The sequence below is a fragment of the Paenarthrobacter sp. FR1 genome (assembly GCF_051106045.1).
Taxonomy (GTDB): domain Bacteria; phylum Actinomycetota; class Actinomycetes; order Actinomycetales; family Micrococcaceae; genus Arthrobacter; species Arthrobacter nitroguajacolicus_A.
Genome location: NZ_JBPFSF010000001.1, coordinates 920,522 through 937,868, shown reverse-complemented (window position 1 = coordinate 937,868; position 17,347 = coordinate 920,522). Strand labels below are relative to the sequence as shown.

At 63.3% G+C, this 17,347-nt stretch carries 12 protein-coding genes and 1 pseudogene; 9 read left to right on the top strand and 4 right to left on the bottom strand.

Translation table 11 applies throughout. The features are described 5' to 3' along the window. Positions 1-43: 43 nt before the first annotated feature. The 3 genes from ACR30Z_RS04340 to ACR30Z_RS04330 are packed head-to-tail and all read right to left on the bottom strand — an operon-like array spanning position 44 to position 4,418. Positions 44-1,147 (bottom strand): M24 family metallopeptidase, encoded by a 1,104-nt coding sequence (locus ACR30Z_RS04340; protein WP_434371334.1) that lies wholly within the window; start codon positions 1,145-1,147, stop codon positions 44-46. Further along, entirely contained in the window at positions 1,144-3,192 is a 2,049-nt protein-coding gene (locus ACR30Z_RS04335; protein ID WP_434371333.1) for a DUF6807 family protein, read from the bottom strand. Before ACR30Z_RS04335 ends, ACR30Z_RS04340 begins: the two co-directional genes overlap by 4 nt. Continuing rightward, the gene (locus ACR30Z_RS04330; protein WP_434371332.1) at positions 3,189-4,418 is read right to left on the bottom strand and encodes an acetylesterase; all 1,230 of its coding nucleotides are present in this window, start codon (positions 4,416-4,418) and stop codon (positions 3,189-3,191) included. Before ACR30Z_RS04330 ends, ACR30Z_RS04335 begins: the two co-directional genes overlap by 4 nt. Positions 4,419-4,790: 372 nt before the next feature. Here ACR30Z_RS04330 and ACR30Z_RS04325 point away from each other — a divergent pair, with 372 nt between their 5' ends. From ACR30Z_RS04325 to ACR30Z_RS04315, 3 genes and pseudogenes are all read left to right on the top strand, one after another. Next, positions 4,791-5,735: a carbohydrate ABC transporter permease gene (locus tag ACR30Z_RS04325; protein WP_144652987.1), complete on the top strand. Its 945-nt coding sequence runs from the start codon at positions 4,791-4,793 to the stop codon at positions 5,733-5,735. Continuing rightward, positions 5,728-6,658: pseudogene (locus tag ACR30Z_RS04320) on the top strand (carbohydrate ABC transporter permease). Before ACR30Z_RS04325 ends, ACR30Z_RS04320 begins: the two are co-directional and overlap by 8 nt. 240 nt (positions 6,659-6,898) lie before the next feature. Beyond that, a complete protein-coding gene (locus ACR30Z_RS04315; protein WP_144652985.1) occupies positions 6,899-8,272 on the top strand; it encodes an ABC transporter substrate-binding protein in 1,374 nt (457 codons plus the stop codon). Positions 8,273-8,412: 140 nt separating this feature from the next. Here ACR30Z_RS04315 and ACR30Z_RS04310 read toward each other — a convergent pair whose 3' ends face one another. Continuing rightward, complete coding sequence (locus ACR30Z_RS04310; RefSeq protein ID WP_434371331.1) at positions 8,413-10,431, bottom strand: beta-galactosidase; 2,019 nt, start codon at positions 10,429-10,431, stop codon at positions 8,413-8,415. Between the two features lie 205 nt (positions 10,432-10,636). Between ACR30Z_RS04310 and ACR30Z_RS04305 the strand changes: the two genes are divergently transcribed. The 6 genes from ACR30Z_RS04305 to ACR30Z_RS04280 all read left to right on the top strand — a co-directional run bounded on the left by ACR30Z_RS04305 (position 10,637) and on the right by ACR30Z_RS04280 (position 17,344). Beyond that, on the top strand, positions 10,637-11,923 hold the full coding sequence (locus ACR30Z_RS04305) for an ABC transporter substrate-binding protein (RefSeq protein WP_144652983.1): 1,287 nt from the start codon (positions 10,637-10,639) through the stop codon (positions 11,921-11,923). A gap of 51 nt (positions 11,924-11,974) precedes the next feature. Beyond that, positions 11,975-12,925: a carbohydrate ABC transporter permease gene (locus tag ACR30Z_RS04300; RefSeq protein WP_144652982.1), complete on the top strand. Its 951-nt coding sequence runs from the start codon at positions 11,975-11,977 to the stop codon at positions 12,923-12,925. Then, on the top strand, positions 12,922-13,839 hold the full coding sequence (locus ACR30Z_RS04295) for a carbohydrate ABC transporter permease (RefSeq protein WP_434371330.1): 918 nt from the start codon (positions 12,922-12,924) through the stop codon (positions 13,837-13,839). The genes ACR30Z_RS04300 and ACR30Z_RS04295 overlap by 4 nt, the downstream gene beginning before the upstream one ends. A gap of 34 nt (positions 13,840-13,873) precedes the next feature. Next, the gene (locus tag ACR30Z_RS04290) at positions 13,874-14,515 is read left to right on the top strand and encodes a Poxvirus protein I5 (protein ID WP_434371387.1); all 642 of its coding nucleotides are present in this window, start codon (positions 13,874-13,876) and stop codon (positions 14,513-14,515) included. A gap of 97 nt (positions 14,516-14,612) precedes the next feature. After that, on the top strand, positions 14,613-15,911 hold the full coding sequence (locus ACR30Z_RS04285; RefSeq protein WP_434371329.1) for an MFS transporter: 1,299 nt from the start codon (positions 14,613-14,615) through the stop codon (positions 15,909-15,911). Between the two features lie 140 nt (positions 15,912-16,051). After that, positions 16,052-17,344 (top strand): ABC transporter substrate-binding protein, encoded by a 1,293-nt coding sequence (locus ACR30Z_RS04280; protein WP_434371328.1) that lies wholly within the window; start codon positions 16,052-16,054, stop codon positions 17,342-17,344. The last annotated feature ends 3 nt before the right edge of the window (positions 17,345-17,347 follow it).

Sequence of the window (17,347 nt, the reverse complement as noted above, 5' to 3'; positions counted from 1 at the left end):
TCACCAGCACGGTGACCCCGCCCCTTTCGTGTGGCCGCAGGAGTTACGGGCGCAGTGTCAGCGGACGACGGCGGCCGTCCACCTCGGTGGTCGGCCACCGCTCGTCTACGGTCAGGATGCGCAGGCCGGAATCCGTGAGCAGCACGGTGTCCTCGATCTTCACGCCGGGCCCGGACGGGTTCCACGTGAAGGGCTGGTTGAGGACGATCGTGTCCGTGACCTCGGCGGTGACCCTGGGGTCGCGGCCTGCGTAACCAGCGGGGCCACCCTGGTGGTGGAGCGTCCACTGATCGTCGCCGAATCCGTGGCGGGCGTAGGCTGCCTTGATCTGGGTGAACACCTCGTCGAGCCGTGCTCCCGGTAGCGTGGCCCGGAAGATGTCGGCCTCCACTGCTGCGATGCGGGCCTCGGCGTCGAGCTCTTGGGCAGTTCCGGCGTCGAAGGCTACCCAACGGGTGACGTTGGCAACCAAGCCGTTCCGTCGGGCGCACACCACGGCCATGGCACGGCGGCCGAGGGGGGAGTGGGTAGCCAGCGGATGCCGGAAGTCGCTCCGGCCAGCACCGTTGCAGAGGAGGACCAGTGGCTCGGCGCCCACAGACACAATGCGGGCGGCCAGCTCGGAAACCAGCTGGAACTCCGTGGTCTCCGGGGTCGCAGCCGTGAGGACATCCGTCATGGCTGTGGCTGCGTCGGCGGAAAGTGAGGCATACCGTGCAGCCTCGGCAGGCAGGAGTTGCTGGCGGGCCGCCCGCAGCTCCGTGGCGACGGCGGCTTCCACCAAGGGGTCACCGTCGACCGCAAGACCCGCCGCCGCAGCATGCAGCTGGCCATGCCACGGCACGGTGTCCAGGCTGACGCCTTCCGGCAATTCTTCGGCAGCGATCCGCCCGGCCTCGTTGTTGAACGTGACAAGGTGGTCGCCGGAACGATCCACCAGAAGGGCGGCGATGGGATCGCCGGCCAGGCTGATGTGGACGCGGCTGCCGTCCAGGTACCAGGTGAGCGCGGTGTTGGACGTGAGCAGGAGCGAGTCGCGGCCGGCAGCGTCCAGGATATCCAGCACGCGCCGGCGCTTCACTGCGCGGTCGGCTACGTTACCGGGAGCCGTGAGGGATGCGGACGTGGTTTGAGTGGGTGTGGTCATGCCGATTCCCCCAGAGTAGTGATGAGCTGTTCAATGTCTTGTGTTGCCAGGAAGCCGTCCGCAATGATCACGGTGACGGTCCGGTGGACAGGGCGTCCGGGTTCGGCGGCCACCGCCGTATCCCATGCCAGGGACAACCCGACTCCGGGATAGCCCGAATGCCGCACGAACCAAGGATCCGGGGCCTGCGGCGAGGCGAGGAAGACGAGTGTGGCCGGGTGTCCCAGCCCGGGATCGCCCGTGGCATGCGCAGCGCCGGACGCTCCGGCGTCGAACGTTCCAGACCACGCCAGCCACGGCGCGACGCTGCCGTGCACTGCATCCTCGCCCCGTGCCTCCGGGGTCCAGATGGTGGCATCGCCGACCTTCGGCAAGCGCCAAAAGAAGCCGCCGTAACCGCCCTGCGGCCGCCCGTTGGAACCGGGACTGCCCAAGGGCACGGCACGGCCGGTGGCGGACTCCAGCGTGAAGTCCAGGGTCAGTTTCCATGCGGAATTCCCGACGGCGGCCCAGCGCCACTCGCGTTGCTCGCGGAGCACAGGTGATCCGTCGGGCCCGATCCAGCTCAGCTGCTCATGGCGTCGCCCATCACCGTGTTCCGCGGAGTCGGTGACGATGTGTCCATGGTCCTTGCGCCAAACATAGGCCCCGGCCTCGCGAGTGTAGGTCCGTCCGCCCCAGAAGTTGATGCCGTCCACGTCCTGGAGGGCCACGCCTGCTCCGAGGTGCCACACGTGGTCCTCCGGGACGTGGTCGGTCACCACAGTTCCGGCCAAGGTGCGCACGGGGTGGAGGTACGGGCGCGGGGACGATGTTGCCCGGATGAGGGACCCGTCCTGGAGGGTGGCGACAGGGGTTCCGTTGATCTGGAGGGTAGGCCCGCCGGACATAGTCCATGGCGCCCCCAGCTCCGCAAACGTGGCCTGGCCCAGCGCTGCCCGTCGGATCAGGGATTCGATGCCGTGGACTACGGGGTGGGCGTCGTCGTCTTCGCCTTCCCACGTCACCCAGTCAGCGTGGATCGGCTGGGGTGGGTGCGCCGTGCGGATGGCTTCAAGCACCGACGCGTACGCTCCGGCGCCGCTGAGCGGGCTGAGCAGATCCGCCTCGTTGCCTGCATCCAACAGGTTCTCCAGCAGGTCCGTACGGCCGAACGTCTCGCTGCGGACACCCTCCGGCGTGGTGATCTCCACGCGATCTTCCGTATAGGAGAGGGTGAGCTGGCCGAGCGTGCCGTAGACGGTGACCGACGGCGGGGACTGCACAGGTGCGCAGAGCGTTAGCGCGCATGTCAGGACGGTGCCGTCAGTGGTACGCACCCGCACTACCGAGGTGTCGTCACTCTCTGTTTCGTTGGCCCTGTAAAGGTCGGTGTCCACGGACTGCACGTCAGCCACGGTCCTGGCACCTGCCAGGCGCAGCCCGGTGGCCACGGCGTGCGCCAGTGCGTTGGTGGCTACGCCGTCCACCACGTCGGTCCCGTTCAGGCTGCGCTTTCCGGCCCATCGAGATCGCTTGTAGTACGCCGTGGTCCGAAGCCACAAGCCTGTGGCACTGATGCCCCGGACCTCGCCGATTTCACCGGATGCCACCAAGGCTTCGATCGCGGGCAGGGCCTCTGATCCCAAGCTCTGGAACCCCACCTGCACCAGGCGGCCGGCGCTCGCCGCGGCTGCCATCACTTCTTCGTATTGCGCCATGGACGCTACCGGCGGTTTTTCGAGGTACACGTTGGCGCCGGCTTGGAGAGCCGCGAGGGCCAAGGGTGCGTGGGTTTGGATGGGCGTCGAAACGATGACGACGTCCGGTGCGGTCCCAGCCGCCAGGAGCTCGTCGAGGGAAGCGTAAACCTTCACTCCGGGGCCGAGTGCTCCGTCGGCGGGAGGCAGGGGATCGGCAACGGCCACGAGTTCAAGGGCACCGGAGGCAGACAGCCGATGCAGGTTATCCAGGTGGCGTTCGCCGAAGCCATGCACCCCTACCAACGCAATGCGGGGAAGCCGGGGGGTGACCTCCATGGCGATGGCGGTTGAGGTTTGAGTCATGAATCTGTCCTAGCGAGGTCAGGGGCGGGTGAATTGGTGCGGGGCCGGGGCTCCAGGGCAGAGGCGAGGAACGCTGCCGCTTCCTCTTGCATGGCCGGCGTGAAAACATGTGGCTCCTGCCAGAAGCTGCCGGTGTATCGTTCGGGCGGCAAGCGCTTGGACAGGTACGCATCGGCGTCGCGCATTCCCTGTTCCGGGAAGAGCTGGTCGTCCAAGGCGTACTGGATCATTGCCTGGGCCTGGGACCGTGCGGCGAGGTCGGGCCAATCCCCAAGCCTCGCGAGGCCGGGGGAATGCAGCAACCACGAGTGCGCGTCCAGGTAGGCCGGCAGCAGCGAGGCGAACGTGGTCATCATGCACGTCACCACATAGCCGCGGATCAGGGGGCTCAGGGCAGCGAGCACCAAGGCCCGTCCACCCCCGCCCGAGAACCCGAGACAACCGAGCCGATCCGCGTCCACGCCGGGAAGCGTGGCGAGGATCCCCAGCGCTGCGAGATCGTCATGCGCAACCGTCCCGGCCACACTGCTGCCGAGGAGAGTCGCGGCTTTCGCCACGGTTTCCTCGTGGGCGGCAGCCGCTGCGTTGTACTGTTCCGCTGCGGAAGGTTCGACGCCGGCCTCCCGCCAGAGTGCCCGCTGGCCGTTGACGGCGCCGGCTGTCCGCCACGGCAGGGGATCGAGGCCAAAGCGGCGGCTGCCCCACATGAAAGCGTCGTGGGCCAGGACAGCGAAACCCTGTTGCGCCAACCACGTTGCGAGGGCCCGGCCGCCGTACAGCTTCGCCCGGACCTCGAGGGGCTGTAACTCAAGGGGCAGATTACCGGGCAATTCGCTCGAGGAGGCGCCGCCGTCGTCATCCGTTCCGGAAGGAAGGGACACGAGCCGATCCGCGCCGTGGACCTTGATGCCGCCGTGGCAGTGCAAGGCCAGCAGACCGGGAAGCGGACCCGCAGCGTTGGCTGGCCGGACGAACCACGCGGTGGTTCTGGGCCCAAAGCCCAACTGCCAGGAGAGCCGAGAGGTGATGACGCCGTCGTGTTCTGTTTCCACGTGGACGGTGTACGGAAGTTCTGTTGTTACGGCGGGAACCCCAAGTGTGTCAGCCAGCTGCTGGGCATCAGCGGAGGCGGCTATATGGCGTCGCCCCATGTAGGCGGGCCAGTCTTCGTAATTGCCCAGCGCGCTGGGCCGGGAGGGCGAGTCTGCCACGTCAGCCCCGGTCATGGCAGGTGTTGTAGGTGGGAAACAATAGTGTCCTGCCTTATCGATGCGGGAGGGTGTGCTGTAGCGCACGCCGGGCTTCTTCAGCGTGGGAAATCGATGTGGGCGGCTTCCGAAGAAAACGCTTTCTCAAAAATTAGCAAAAGGCTGTACATGGGTCAAGAAAACGTTTACTTTGGTACGGAGCCGCTGAACGCCGGGACCCGAATCCTGGTACTTCGCAGGGTAGCGCCGGACGAACGGCGGCGTCCCGGACGGCAAGCATCAACACATTCGTAGTCCGTGGATGGCCACGATGACCAAAGGAGACCACATGGCCGCATATGAATACACGGGGGCGCCGCAGGGCGTCCGCGGTCAGGCAGGGGGGAAGCAATGAGCGCTATTGGCGAACTCTCTACGATGACCCGGCGCAAGGGCCCCATGACAAAGGAAGAGAAGAAGGCTAACGGCCGCGACAACAAGGCCGCCTACATCTTCCTCCTGCCCTGGCTTGTCGGCCTGGTGGTCATCACCGTGGGACCCATGCTGATGTCCCTGTATCTTTCCTTCACGGACTACAACCTCCTGCAGCCGCCGGAATGGGTGGGCCTGGACAACTTTGTCCGCATGTTCGGTGATGCCCGTCTCCACAACTCGCTGCGCGTCACGTTCACGTACGTGCTGGTGGGTGTTCCGCTCCAGCTGGCCGTTGCCCTGTTGATTGCGCTGGTCCTGGATAAGGGTCTTCGCGGCCTTCCTTTCTACCGCTCCATCTTCTACTTGCCGTCGCTGCTGGGCGGCTCCGTTGCCGTTGCCATCCTGTGGAAGCAGATCTTCGGCACCACTGGCCTGGTGAACCAGGTCCTGGCAATGATTGGCATCGAGGGCCCCGGGTGGATCTCGGACCCCAATACCGCTCTTGGCTCCATCATCCTGCTGCACGTCTGGACCTTCGGTAGCCCCATGATCATCTTCCTGGCCGGTCTTCGCCAGATCCCCAACATGTACTACGAGGCCGCAAAGGTGGATGGGGCCACCACGATTCAGCAGTTCTGGCGGATCACGCTCCCTATGCTGAGCCCCATCATCTTCTTCAACCTGGTGCTGCAGATCATCGGTTCGTTCCAGTCGTTCACGCAGGCGTTCATCGTCTCCGGCGGTAACGGCGGCCCATCCGACTCCACCATGTTCTTCACCCTGTACCTGTACCAAAAGGGCTTCGGCCAATTTGATATGGGTTACGCCTCAGCGATGGCCTGGTTCCTGCTGGTCATCATCGGTGTCTTCACTGCCATCAACTTCATCGCTTCAAAGTATTGGGTGTTCTACGATGACTAAACTTCAGACCCTCCCCGCCGCTGGTGACTCCGCCGACAAGACGGCCAAAAGCCCGCGCCGCCGTGAATCCCCGGGAAACTTGGCCTTCAGCCGCAGTGCCCGCATCAAGGGCCTGATCAAGCACGCCATCCTTATCCTTGTGGGCGGCGTGATGATCTACCCGCTCTTGTGGATGGTGGTTTCCTCCCTGCGCCCGAACGACCCTCATCTTCCGTGAGCCCGGCCTCTGGCTGGACAGCCTGGAAATGAGCAACTACACCGATGGCTGGTCGGCGCTCACGCATCCATTCGGCCACTACATGATCAACTCCGCCATCGTGGTCCTAGGCTCGATCGTCGGTAACCTGATCTCCTGCTCCATGGCCGCGTATGCCTTCGCCCGCCTGCAGTTCAGCGGCAAGAAGCTCTTCTTCGGCATCATGCTGCTGACCATCATGCTGCCCTTCCACGTGGTCATCGTGCCCCAGTACATCCTGTTCTCGCAGATCGGCTGGGTGAACACTTTCTGGCCGCTGATCGTGCCCAAGCTCCTGGCCACGGACGCGTTCTTCGTGTTCCTCATGGTCCAGTTCATCCGCGGAATCCCGAAGGACCTCGACGAGGCTGCACGTATTGACGGGGCCGGCCATCCCAGGATCTTCCTCCGCGTCATCCTGCCCCTGATGGTCCCGGCCCTGGCCACCACCACCATCTTCACCTTCATCTGGACCTGGAACGACTTCTTCGGAGCCCTCATTTACCTGACGGACCCGGACATGTTCACTGTGCCCGTGGCGCTGCGGGCGTTCGTTGACTCCCAATCGGCCACCAGCTGGGGATCACTCTTCGCGATGTCCATCGTGTCCCTCTTCCCCGTGTTCCTGGTGTTCCTCTTCGGCCAGCGGTTCCTCATTAAAGGCATCGCCACCACCGGCATCAAATAGGCATTAAGGACACTTCCCAGTAGGGCCCCTGCGGCTTTGATCGGCTATTGCCGACTAATCCGCGAGCCACGAAGTGTGCGAAGGGCTCCGGACGGGGACTGCGGTGCCCTGTCCGGAGCCCCTGAGCACACTGCTAATACAAGTAGCAGTCTTGTCATACAAGATTGTGACTTGTATCATAAAGTAAGCGAGAAAGCGTTTTCTCATTCGCAACAAGATCAAAGAAGATCGGAGACAACAGTGCCGGTATTTCCAAAGGGTGAAGCAGTCGCCCCAGCAGGCGCTTCGGGACGCGACACCTCGGAACCCAAAGCCAAGCAGCCCAAGCGCAGGCTTCGTGCATCCGCCCTCATCGCAGCCACGGCTGCGGCAGTCCTGGCCCTGACCGCCTGTGGTGGGGGAGCGGAGCAGAAGAGCGCCGACGGCAAGGTGGAGCTTCGATTCTCCTGGTGGGGTGGCGACAAGCGTGCGCAGTTGACGCAGGAGGCCATCGCAGCGTTCGAGGCTGAGAACCCGAACATCAAGATCAAGGCCGAGTACGGAGACTGGTCCGGTTACTGGGACAAGCTGGCAACCCAGGTTGCAGCCAACGATGCCCCGGACATCATCCAGATGGACGAAAAATACATCACCGAGTATTCCACCCGCGGTGCCCTCCTGGACCTGTCCAAGTACGACGTCGACACGTCCAAGCTGGATGAAGCGGCACTGAATGCCGGCAAGGGCGAGAAAGGCCTGACGGGTATCGCTGCCGGTATCAATGCCGCCACCATCCTCGCCAACCCGGCGGTCTTCCAGGCTGCGGGCGTCGCGCTTCCGGATGACAAGACTTGGACTTGGGAAGACTTTGAGCGCATTGCAGCCGAGGTCACGGCCAAGTCTCCCAAGGGAACCTATGGCGCTGCCGCGTATGGAACGGATGAAGCCTCCCTCGGAGTGTGGCTGCGCCAGAACGGCAAGTCGCTTTACACCCAGGATGGCAAGCTCGGCTTCGAGCCCTCGGACATCAAGGGTTACTGGGAATTCCTGAAGCAAATGAGCGAGAACAAGGCAGTACCGACGGCTTCGGAGATTGTTGAGGCGGAAGCGGCACCTCTGGATCAGAGTGGCTTGGCGACCGGCAAGAACGGTATGGCGTTCTGGTGGTCCAACCAGCTTCCGGCGCTCGAGAAGGCCGCCGGCGGCGAACTGCAGATCCTCCGTTTCCCGTCCAAGACGGGCAAGGCTGAGGACGCCGGTCTCTGGTACAAGGCCTCGCAGTTCTGGTCGGCATCATCGCGGACCAAGCACCCTGAAGAAACGGCCAAGTTCATCGACTTCCTGACCAACAACGTCAAGGCCGGAGAAATCCTGCTGGCCGACCGTGGTGTCTACCCGAACTCCGAGGTCCGCGACGCAATCGCCCCGAAGCTCGCCAAGGCGGACGTCAAGGTAGTCGACTTCATCGGTGCCATCAAGGAAGAGCTCGGTGAAGCACCGGCTGCTCCGCCGAAGGGGGCAGGTGCCATCCAGGAAATCATCAAGCGCTACACGTCCGAGGTCATGTTCAACAGGCTCTCGGCCGAAGAAGCCGGGAAGAAAGCCGTGGACGAAATGAAGTCCGCCATCAGCTAGCTTCTCCGCAACGGGAACCGCGCCCCGGGCGATCATTCGTGATCCGCCCGGGGCGCGGTTTTTAGTTTGTGGCCCTCAAGTAGCTGGCAGTAGTGGTTGTTTCCAGCGCTGGGAACAACCACTACTGTCAGTCAGTTGGGTCAGTCTTCCGCGATGACGGCCACGGCTCCAGCGGGTACCACGCCACTGAAGCGCGAGCCGCTCAGCAGATCGTCGCCGTCGGCCTTTACCGTGGCGTCCTCCCTGCCGTGGTTGATGGCGAAGAGGAAGGTGCGGCCGTCATCGGCCCGTCTGCGTGTGAGCTCGACGCCGGCAGCCGCCTCGGTCACGGCCGCCACCCGCGCTTCTTCCACCAGCCGTGCGGTCAGTGCATCGACGCCGGCGGCGTCCGGGAGCGTGGCGAGGTACCAGGCCGAGCCGGTTCCAACCGTGCGTCGGGTCAATGCCGGGACACCGTCCAGGGGGTAGTCGGTGAAGGTTGCCAGGACGTCGGTGGCGGTCCCTGCCGAAACGTGCTCGCTCCACACGGAGCCAACCGTTCCGTCGCTCAACGTCACTGCGGTGCCGGGGAACAGTGGATGGAACTCTTCGCTGCTGACCCCCAGCAGTCCGCGGAAAGCACCGGGGTAGCCGCCGAGCCGGACGTGGTCCCGTTCGTCGACGATGCCGCTGAAGTAGCTGATGAGTACCGTAGCTCCACCCTCGGCAGCGGCGGCTATGGAAGCAGCCGCAGCGTCTGTCACGGCGTAGAGGGTGCAGACCAGGATGAGGTCGTATCCGGAGAGGTCGGCGGAGGGGTGCACGAAGTCAGCAGTGATCCCACGCAGGTACAGGGCGCGGTGGAAGGCGCGCATCGTGTCGAGGTATCGCAGCGAGTTGTTCGGGTGTGAATCAAGTTCCGAAGCCCACCACGCTTCGTAGTCGAACAGGATGGCCACCCGCGATTCGACGCGCGAGCCCTTGATCGGTTCCAGTTTGGACAACGCGTTACCGAGGTCCACCACGTTCCGCCAAACCTGGGTGTCGCGGCCACCGTGGGGGACCATGGCCGAGTGGAACTTCTCGGAGCCGGCCTTGCTTTGCCGCCACTGGAAGAACATGACGGCGTCGGCGCCGCGGGCCACGTGCGTGAGCGAGTTTCGGATCATTTCGCCGGGCATCTTGGGCTGGTTGTGCGGCTGCCAATTCACCGCCGAGGTCGAGTGCTCCATGAGGATCCACGGATCGCCGCCGGCCACCCCTCGAGTCAGGTCGGCGCTGAACGCGAGCTCGATTTCGCGCTCAGGGTCTGCCGCCACAAGGTAGTGGTCGTTGGCAATGACGTCCATATCCTTGGCCCAGTCGAAGTAGTCCAGGGTCTTAGTGGCGCTGGAGACCATGAAGTTGGTGGTTGCCGGAATGTCCGGGGTGACCTCGCGGATCACGGCCAGCAACTGGCGGTAGTAGTCCATGAACGCCCAGGAATTGAACCGCGCAAAGTCCAGCTGCTGCCCCGGGTTGAGCGTGGTGGGAGCAGCGCCCGGCGGGATGATCTCTTCGAAGGAGGCGTAATGCTGGGACCAGAATGCCGTGCCCCAGGCCTCGTTGAGTGCCTCGATGGAACCGTAGCGGCGTTCCAGCCACGCGCGGAAAGCGGTGGTGTCTTCTTCGCCGTAGAACTCGCCTACGTGGCAGCCAAGTTCGTTGTCCACGTGCCAGAGAGCCAGCGCAGGATGACCCTTGTAGCGTTCGGCGATGACTCGCGTCATGGCTGTCGCGTACCGGCGGTAAACAGACGACGACGGCGTGTAGTGGCGTCGCGAGCCCCGTTCCAGCCTGGTTCCTTCCGCCGTTACCGGCAGGATTTCCGGGTACTTGCGCGCCAGCCAGGCCGGCGGTGATGCGGTGGCGGTGGCGAGGGCAACTTTGATTCCGGCTCCGTGGAGGTTGTCCATGACGTCGTCCAACCAGCCGAAATCGTAGTGTCCTTCGGTGGGTTCCAGGAGGCCCCAGGAGAAGATGCCGACACTGAGGAAGTTGACGCCGGCTTCCTTCATGAGTTCGATGTCTTCGCGCCGGATCTCTTCGGGCCACTGTTCCGGGTTGTAGTCCCCGCCATAAGCGAGGCCTTTAAGGCTGTTCCAGACGGACGGGGTGCGTGGGATTTCAGGGGAGGACAAGGGGACTCCTTCGTCGGGCGGACCGGGCTGGTGTGGGTGGAGCTCAGGTATGAGTGCAGCGTATCTGTGAAAACGCATTCTTCGGAAAACGCTTGCCCAGACTCTCGATTAGGGATATTGTATCGATTCAGAACGAGTGTAAGCGAGATCACTGCCACGTTGTAGAGAACTCGGAAGCTTGCACCAACTGAGCAAGGAGGCTCTCATGATCGATAGAAGGAAATTCCTCACCACGGTGGCTCTCGGCACTGCATCTGCCGCGTTCCTCTCCGCGTGCGGGCAGTCCTCTTCCAGCGGGCAGACCGGTTCCGCTGACAACCCCGTCACCATCACCTACACCTGGTGGGGCAATGACGACCGTGCCGAGCGCACGCGTAAGGCCATTGCCCTCTTTGAGTCCAAGAACCCGGACATCAAGGTCAACGGCAACTTCTCCGACTTCGCGGGGTACTGGCAGAAGCGCGCCACGGAAGCCGCCGGCGGTGGCCTGCCGGACGTCATGCAGTGGGACCTGTCCTACTTGCGCGACTACGGTCAGCGGAACCAGCTCCTGGACCTGGGCACCGTCAAGATCAACACCGACGCCTTCGAGAAGTCCCTTCTTCCCTCGGGCCAGATCCGGGGCAAGACCTACGGCATCCCCACCAGCACCAATGCTTTTGCGGTGTACTACGATCCCGCCAAGCTCGCCTCCCTGGGGATCGCGGAGCCGGATGGAAGTTGGAACTACAAGGAATTCAACGCTTTCCTGGCCGAGGTTGGCGCCAAGGGCAACGGCACCCTGTTCGGCGGCACCGACTACACCGGTATCTGGTGGAACTTCAACATCTGGCTGCGGCAGAACAACATCCAGGCCTTCACCGAGGACGGCAAGCTTGGGTTCTCCAAGGACGACCTGAAGAAGTGGTGGAACCTCACTGCGGACCTCCGCGGCACCGGTGCGATTGTGGGCGAAGACAAGGCAACCCAGTTGCTTCCCAAGTCCCCGTTCGGCTCCAACGTCACTGCCACGGAAGTTACCTGGGACAACTTCATGGCCGGCTACCTCGCGGACAGCGGCGCCAAGGAACTCAAGCTGGTGCCGGTCCCTTCGGATGATCCGGACAACCTGGGCCTGTTCCTCAAGCCGTCCATGTTGATGGTGGCCAGCGCGAAGACCAAGTACAAGGACGCCGCTGCACGCTTCATCGACTTCATGGTCAACGATCCCGAGGTGGGCCAGATCTTCAAGACCTCCCGCGGTGTACCGGCGTCGAAGACCCAGCGCGACGGTACCACCTTCGAAGGCACCGACAAGCTCGTGGTCGATTACGAGAAGTCCATTGAAAAGTATCTGAAGGACGCTCCCGAGCCGCCCATCGTCGGTTTTGGCACCCTCGAGTCCACGTTCAAGCGGGTCACCCAGGACCTGAACTACGGCAAGCTCACCGTGGACGGCGCAGCGGATGCGTGGTTCAAGGAAGCCGAAGACCTCATCAAGCAGAACGCCTGATCCAGACCCTCTGTGTCTGAACCTGGCTTCCCCAACTGACGGACTGATCTCGTGACTCAAAGCCCAACCCTGAGCAGGCGCTCCGCTTCCGCTCCCACGCCGCCGCGTAAATCGCGCCGGCGTGGGGCGGACGCCCGCGCCGGCTACACGTTCCTGTTGCCCTGGCTGCTGGGATTCATCGCCCTGACCGTGGGCCCGATGATTTCCTCGCTGTACCTCTCCTTCACCAACTACAACCTCTTCGACGCCCCCAAGTGGATCGGCTTCGATAACTACGTCACCTTGTTCCAGGACGAACGGTTCCTGCAGTCGGTGGGCGTGACCATGAACTACGTGATCTTCGGAACCCCGTTGAAGCTCGCGGCGGCGTTGGCGATCGCGATGCTGCTCAACAGCAAACGCAAGGGCCAGGGTTTCTACCGGTCCGCGTTCTACGCCCCCTCCCTGATCGGCGCCTCGGTGTCCATCGCGATCGTCTGGAAAGCCATGTTCGGCGATTCCGGCCCGGTGGACCAGGGCTTGTCCTTCTTCGGGATCAACCTTGGCGGGTGGGTGGGTAACCCGAACATGACCATGGGCATGATGATCCTGCTGACGGTCTGGCAGTTCGGCGCCCCGATGGTGATCTTCCTGGCCGGCCTGAAGCAAATCCCGGCCGACCTGTATGAGGCGGCGTCGATGGACGGTGCCGGCCCGGTCCGGAAGTTCCTGAACATCACCTGGCCCATGCTTTCCCCGGTGATCTTCTTCAACCTGCTGATGGAAACCATCCACGCGTTCCAGATCTTCGCCTCGGCCTACATCATTTCCAACGGTGAAGGCGGCCCGGCAGGATCCACCCTCTTCTACACCCTCTACCTGTACTTGCGCGGTTTCTCCGATTTCCGGATGGGCTACGCCTCGGCGATGGCCTGGCTCCTGGTGATCGTGGTCGGCATCATCACGCTGATCTTCTTCAAGACCTCCAAGTCCTGGGTCCACTACAGCGGTGATGCAAAGTGACAACCATGGCAACCCCCACCCAAACCCCGTCCACAACACCGGCGCCGGTCTACAACCCGAAGTCCGAATCCGTCACGGCCAAGCGGATCAAGAGCACCATCTTCCACATCATTGCCCTGGCACTGGTGGCGATGGTCCTCTACCCGGCCCTATGGATGATCTCCGCAGCGTTCAAGCCGAACTCCGAGATCGGCGGCGCGAACAACGCGTTGTGGTCGGCCAACTTCAGCTTCGACAACTTCGCCACGGCCATGGAAGGCATCGGCGGGGTCTCCACGCTGACGTTCTTCACCAACTCGTTGATCCTGGCCGTCGGCGCCGTCGTCGGCACCGTGCTCTCAGCGTCGATCTCCGCCTACGCCTTCGCCCGGATCAACTTCCCGGGCCGCGGACTGTTCTTCGGCATGATGATCGCCACCTTGCTGTTGCCCTTCCATGTGGTGATCATCCCGCAGTACATCGTGTTCCAGCAGCTCGGCCTGGTGGACACTTACGTGCCGCTGCTGATCGGCAAGTTCCTCGCCGCGGACGCATTCTTCGTCTTCCTCATGGTCCAGTTCATGCGCGGCCTCCCGGCCGAACTCGACGAAGCAGCCCGCATCGACGGCGCCGGACACGCCCGGATCTTTGGGTCCATCATGCTCCCGCTGATGAAACCGGCCCTGATCTCCACCTCGATCTTCTCCTTCATCTGGAGCTGGAACGACTTCCTGGGCCCACTGCTCTACCTGAACACCCCCGAAAAGTACCCGCTCCCGCTTGCGTTGCGGCTCTTTGTGGACCAAACCCAGAGCTCGGACTACGGAGCCATGATCGCTATGTCCGTCCTGGCGCTCCTCCCGGTCCTGGTGTTCTTCCTGGTCTTCCAGCGCTACATCGTCGAAGGCGTCTCAACACAAGGCCTCAAAGGCTGACGGACACGGAAGAGAATACTGAAAAATGAGCACCATGAACGCCACAGGCAAGCCGTCCAAGAACCCCGGCATTCCGGTCAACCGCTTTGCCCTCTTCGCCGAGACCATCCTGGCCGGAGTCATCGTGCTCCTCCTCTCCGTCCCCCTGGTGACGGCGCCGGCTGCCTACGCGGCCGGCGTCGCACACCTGGAAAGGCACCTCAGCGGCAGGGACGATTCCCTCCGCAGCCTGTGGGGCAATTTCCGTCGCGCGCTGCCCGGCAGCTGGAAGATGGGAATCACGACGGCGGCAGCCGCCGTCGTGATTGTCCTGAACCTGTTGCTCGCCCTGGTGGGTCAACTGCCCGGCCGGGCAGTCATCCTGCCCGCCACCCTGATCCTCGCTGCGGCCGGGGCGGTCCTCCTGCTCCGGACGGCCGCGAACTGGAGCGGGGGAGTGACCTGGGACGGCGACGCAGGCCAGCAACCCGCCGACGTCCCCGGCCCGCAACGGTGGGCTGCCGCCTACGCCCACGCCAAGGAAGAATCGCTGCGCGACTGGACCGGATCACTGCTGCTGCTCGCCGCAGTCTTCATGACCGTGGTGTTCGTCTGGATGCTGCAAGCCCTCTTCGTCATCGTCCCCGGCACGCTGGTCCTGGCCGCAGCAGCCATCAGAATCCGCTCCCACCACTAGGAGTTTTTGTACAGCTGATGCCCTTAAGAAGCCCTCTTAAAGGCATCAGCTGTACAAAAACTCCCCACCGACCCAGCTGAATCGAGCAAAACCCCCAGTGTCGCCGCGCCCCTTTCCACCGCGCCTTTTTCCACGTCGATCCACCCCCACCCAGACTGCAAGCCCACGTGCCCGCTCCACGGAAAGCTGGCATTACCCGCTGCGGCACCACAATTACCGGATCTTCGTCGCCCTATCGCTGGTAGGGAGCGGTGGCGTATGGATGCAGCGGTTGGCCCAGGACTGGCTGGTCCTGCAGCTCACCGGCAGCCCGGCCGCCGTGGGGCTCGCCGTGGCACTCCAGTTCCTGCCCATGCTGGTGGTGGGACCCATCAGTGGCGTTCTGGTGGATCTGTTCCCTAAGCGCCGGATTCTCCTGGTGTGCCAATCCGTCGCTGCGCTCTTGGCCGCCGGCCTCGCCGTCTGGAATGCGATGGGCGGTACGGATGTATGGGTTGTCTATGCCTCCTGTGTCGCATTGGGCATCACCAGTGCCATCGACGGACCAGCCAGGCAGGTGTTCGTCAACGAGGTGGTAGGCGACGCCGGCTTGCCCGCCGCCATTGGCCTGAACAGCGCAATCGGCCAGTTGGGGGCTATGGCCGGCCCTGCCCTCGCTGGCGTGGTCATCGCGCAGGCAGGTCCTGCGGCCGCGTTCGCTGCCAACGCCGGCATCGGTGTGGCAGTGCTGGCCATGATCGTGTCCATCCGGCCCGGCGAACTCCACCATTCGCCAGCGGCGCCTGAGCCGGGTGCCCGGCGGGGACAGATCCTGGCTGGATTCCGATTCGTCCGAGCCCGCCCGCCACTTCTATTGACGATGCTCCTTGCTGGTTTGCTGGGGGCTTTTGGGATGAACGGTCCCGTTGTCCTGGCAGCCTTCGCGGACCGTGTGTGGCACAGCGGACCTGCCGGGTTCGGCCTTTTCAATACCGTCAGCGCACTGGGTGCTTTGGCCGGCGCCCTGGTTGCAACCAGGATCAAGCGTTTTGGCCGGAAGGGGATCGTTGCGAGTGCGGGGCTGTTCGGCCTCACCCAATTGCTTGCTGCCCTGATGCCCACCCAGGAATGGTTCGTGGTGATGCTCATTGTGGTGGGTTTCATGACGCTCCTGTTTCTCACCAGCGCAGCCACCACGGTCCAACTTGAGGCCGGTGCCAGCGTTCGCGGCAGGGTCCTTGCCCTGTACTTCCCGCTGCTTTTGGGTGGCCATGCCCTGGGTGGCCTGCTGGCGGGGTGGCTCACCGAGGATTTTGGTGTCCGGACGGGGCTGGTGGTCACGGGGGCGTTGGGGATGCTGTCCGCGGCGGTGATTGGGGTTCTGCTGTGGAAGTATTCAACGCGGCGACGGGTCTGAGAGCGCAGCGACTGTTTGAGCGCTTTTGTTAAAGTGATAGCTCAAACAAACAAAAACTCCCTTGACGAGTGACGTAGCGCACATCTACGCTGAGAAAGCGTTTTCTCCTTCGTAGCGCACGACTCAGATAAGGACGTTTGATGTCTATTCGAGCACGGAAAAAATTCGCGGCGAAAGTCGCAGCAGCCGCGGTTGCCGCCGCCATTACCTTGACCGGCTGCGGTGGCGGGTCCCAGCAAGCAGCCTCCGACGGAACCGTCACCCTCCGCTTCAGCTGGTGGGGTTCGGATGTCCGCCACAAGATGACACAAAAGCTGATCGACGCCTTCGAGGCGAAGAATCCGAACATCAAGATCGAAGGCGAGTATGGTGACTGGTCCGGCTATTGGGACAAGTTGGCCACCCAAGTCGCGTCCCAGGATGCCCCGGACGTCATCCAGATGGACGCCGCTTACCTTGGCGAATACGCCGAACGCGGCGCCCTGCTGGAACTCAAAGACGTTGATCTCGGCAAGTTCGATCAAGCAGTGGCGGATGCCGGGAAAGTGGAGGGCAAGCAGTATGCCGTCACTGCCGGTGTAAATGCCCAGGTGGTGCTGGCCAACCCGGCACTGGTCGCTGCCAGCGGCGTTACCCTCCCGGATGACACAACATGGACTTGGGATGAATACAACAAGACTGCCGCCGCCATCACGGAGAACAGTAAAGGCGGTGTGTATGGTTCCGGCGCGGTCAGCGGCGATGCGCCCATGAACCTTTGGTTCCGCCAGCACGGAAAATCGTTGTTCACCGCTGACGGCAAGCTTGGTTTCGACGAAAACGACCTCACCGGCTGGTACGAATACCAAGCGGAGCTGCGCGATTCGAAGGCAGTACCGCCTGCCTCCGTGATGACGGAAGACGTCACCGCCTCCGTGGACCAGCAAGGTCTCGCCACCAACAGGTTCGCCTTGGCCTGGTACTGGTCAAACCAGCTGGGAGCCCTCGCCAAAGCCTCGGGCCAAGCCCTGGAGATCCATCGGCCGCCGAGCACGGACGGTACTGCAGCCGGCGCCAAGCAGTTCTACAAGTCATCGCAGTTCTGGTCGGCAAGTTCGCGGACCAAGCACCCCGCCGAGGTGCAGAAGTTCATCGACTTCCTCTCCAACAGTGTTGAGGCGGGCGAAATCGCACTGGCAGACCGCGGCATCCCCGGTAACTCCGAGGTCCGGACCGCAGTCCTGCCCAAACTGACACCGGAAGACGCGGCTACGGCCAAGTTCATCGACGAAATCTCTTCGGAACTGGGTGACGCCGTCCCCGTGCCGCCGGCCGGTTCGAGCTCGGTTGTCGAGGCCTTTGGCCGTTACGCCATGGAAGTCCATTTCAACCGGATGTCACCCGCCGACGCCGCCAAGAAGGCCATGGACGAGGCAAAGAGCACGCTGGGCTAACAC

Coding starts and splice junctions, on each gene's coding strand:
- ACR30Z_RS04280 (WP_434371328.1), top strand. CDS start 16,052: ATGTCTATTCGAGCACGGAAAAAATTCGCGGCGAAAGTCGCAGCAGCC.
- ACR30Z_RS04325 (WP_144652987.1), top strand. CDS start 4,791: ATGAGCGCTATTGGCGAACTCTCTACGATGACCCGGCGCAAGGGCCCC.
- ACR30Z_RS04340 (WP_434371334.1), bottom strand. CDS start 1,147: ATGACCACACCCACTCAAACCACGTCCGCATCCCTCACGGCTCCCGGT.
- ACR30Z_RS04290 (WP_434371387.1), top strand. CDS start 13,874: ATGAACGCCACAGGCAAGCCGTCCAAGAACCCCGGCATTCCGGTCAAC.
- ACR30Z_RS04305 (WP_144652983.1), top strand. CDS start 10,637: ATGATCGATAGAAGGAAATTCCTCACCACGGTGGCTCTCGGCACTGCA.
- ACR30Z_RS04330 (WP_434371332.1), bottom strand. CDS start 4,418: ATGACCGGGGCTGACGTGGCAGACTCGCCCTCCCGGCCCAGCGCGCTG.
- ACR30Z_RS04335 (WP_434371333.1), bottom strand. CDS start 3,192: ATGACTCAAACCTCAACCGCCATCGCCATGGAGGTCACCCCCCGGCTT.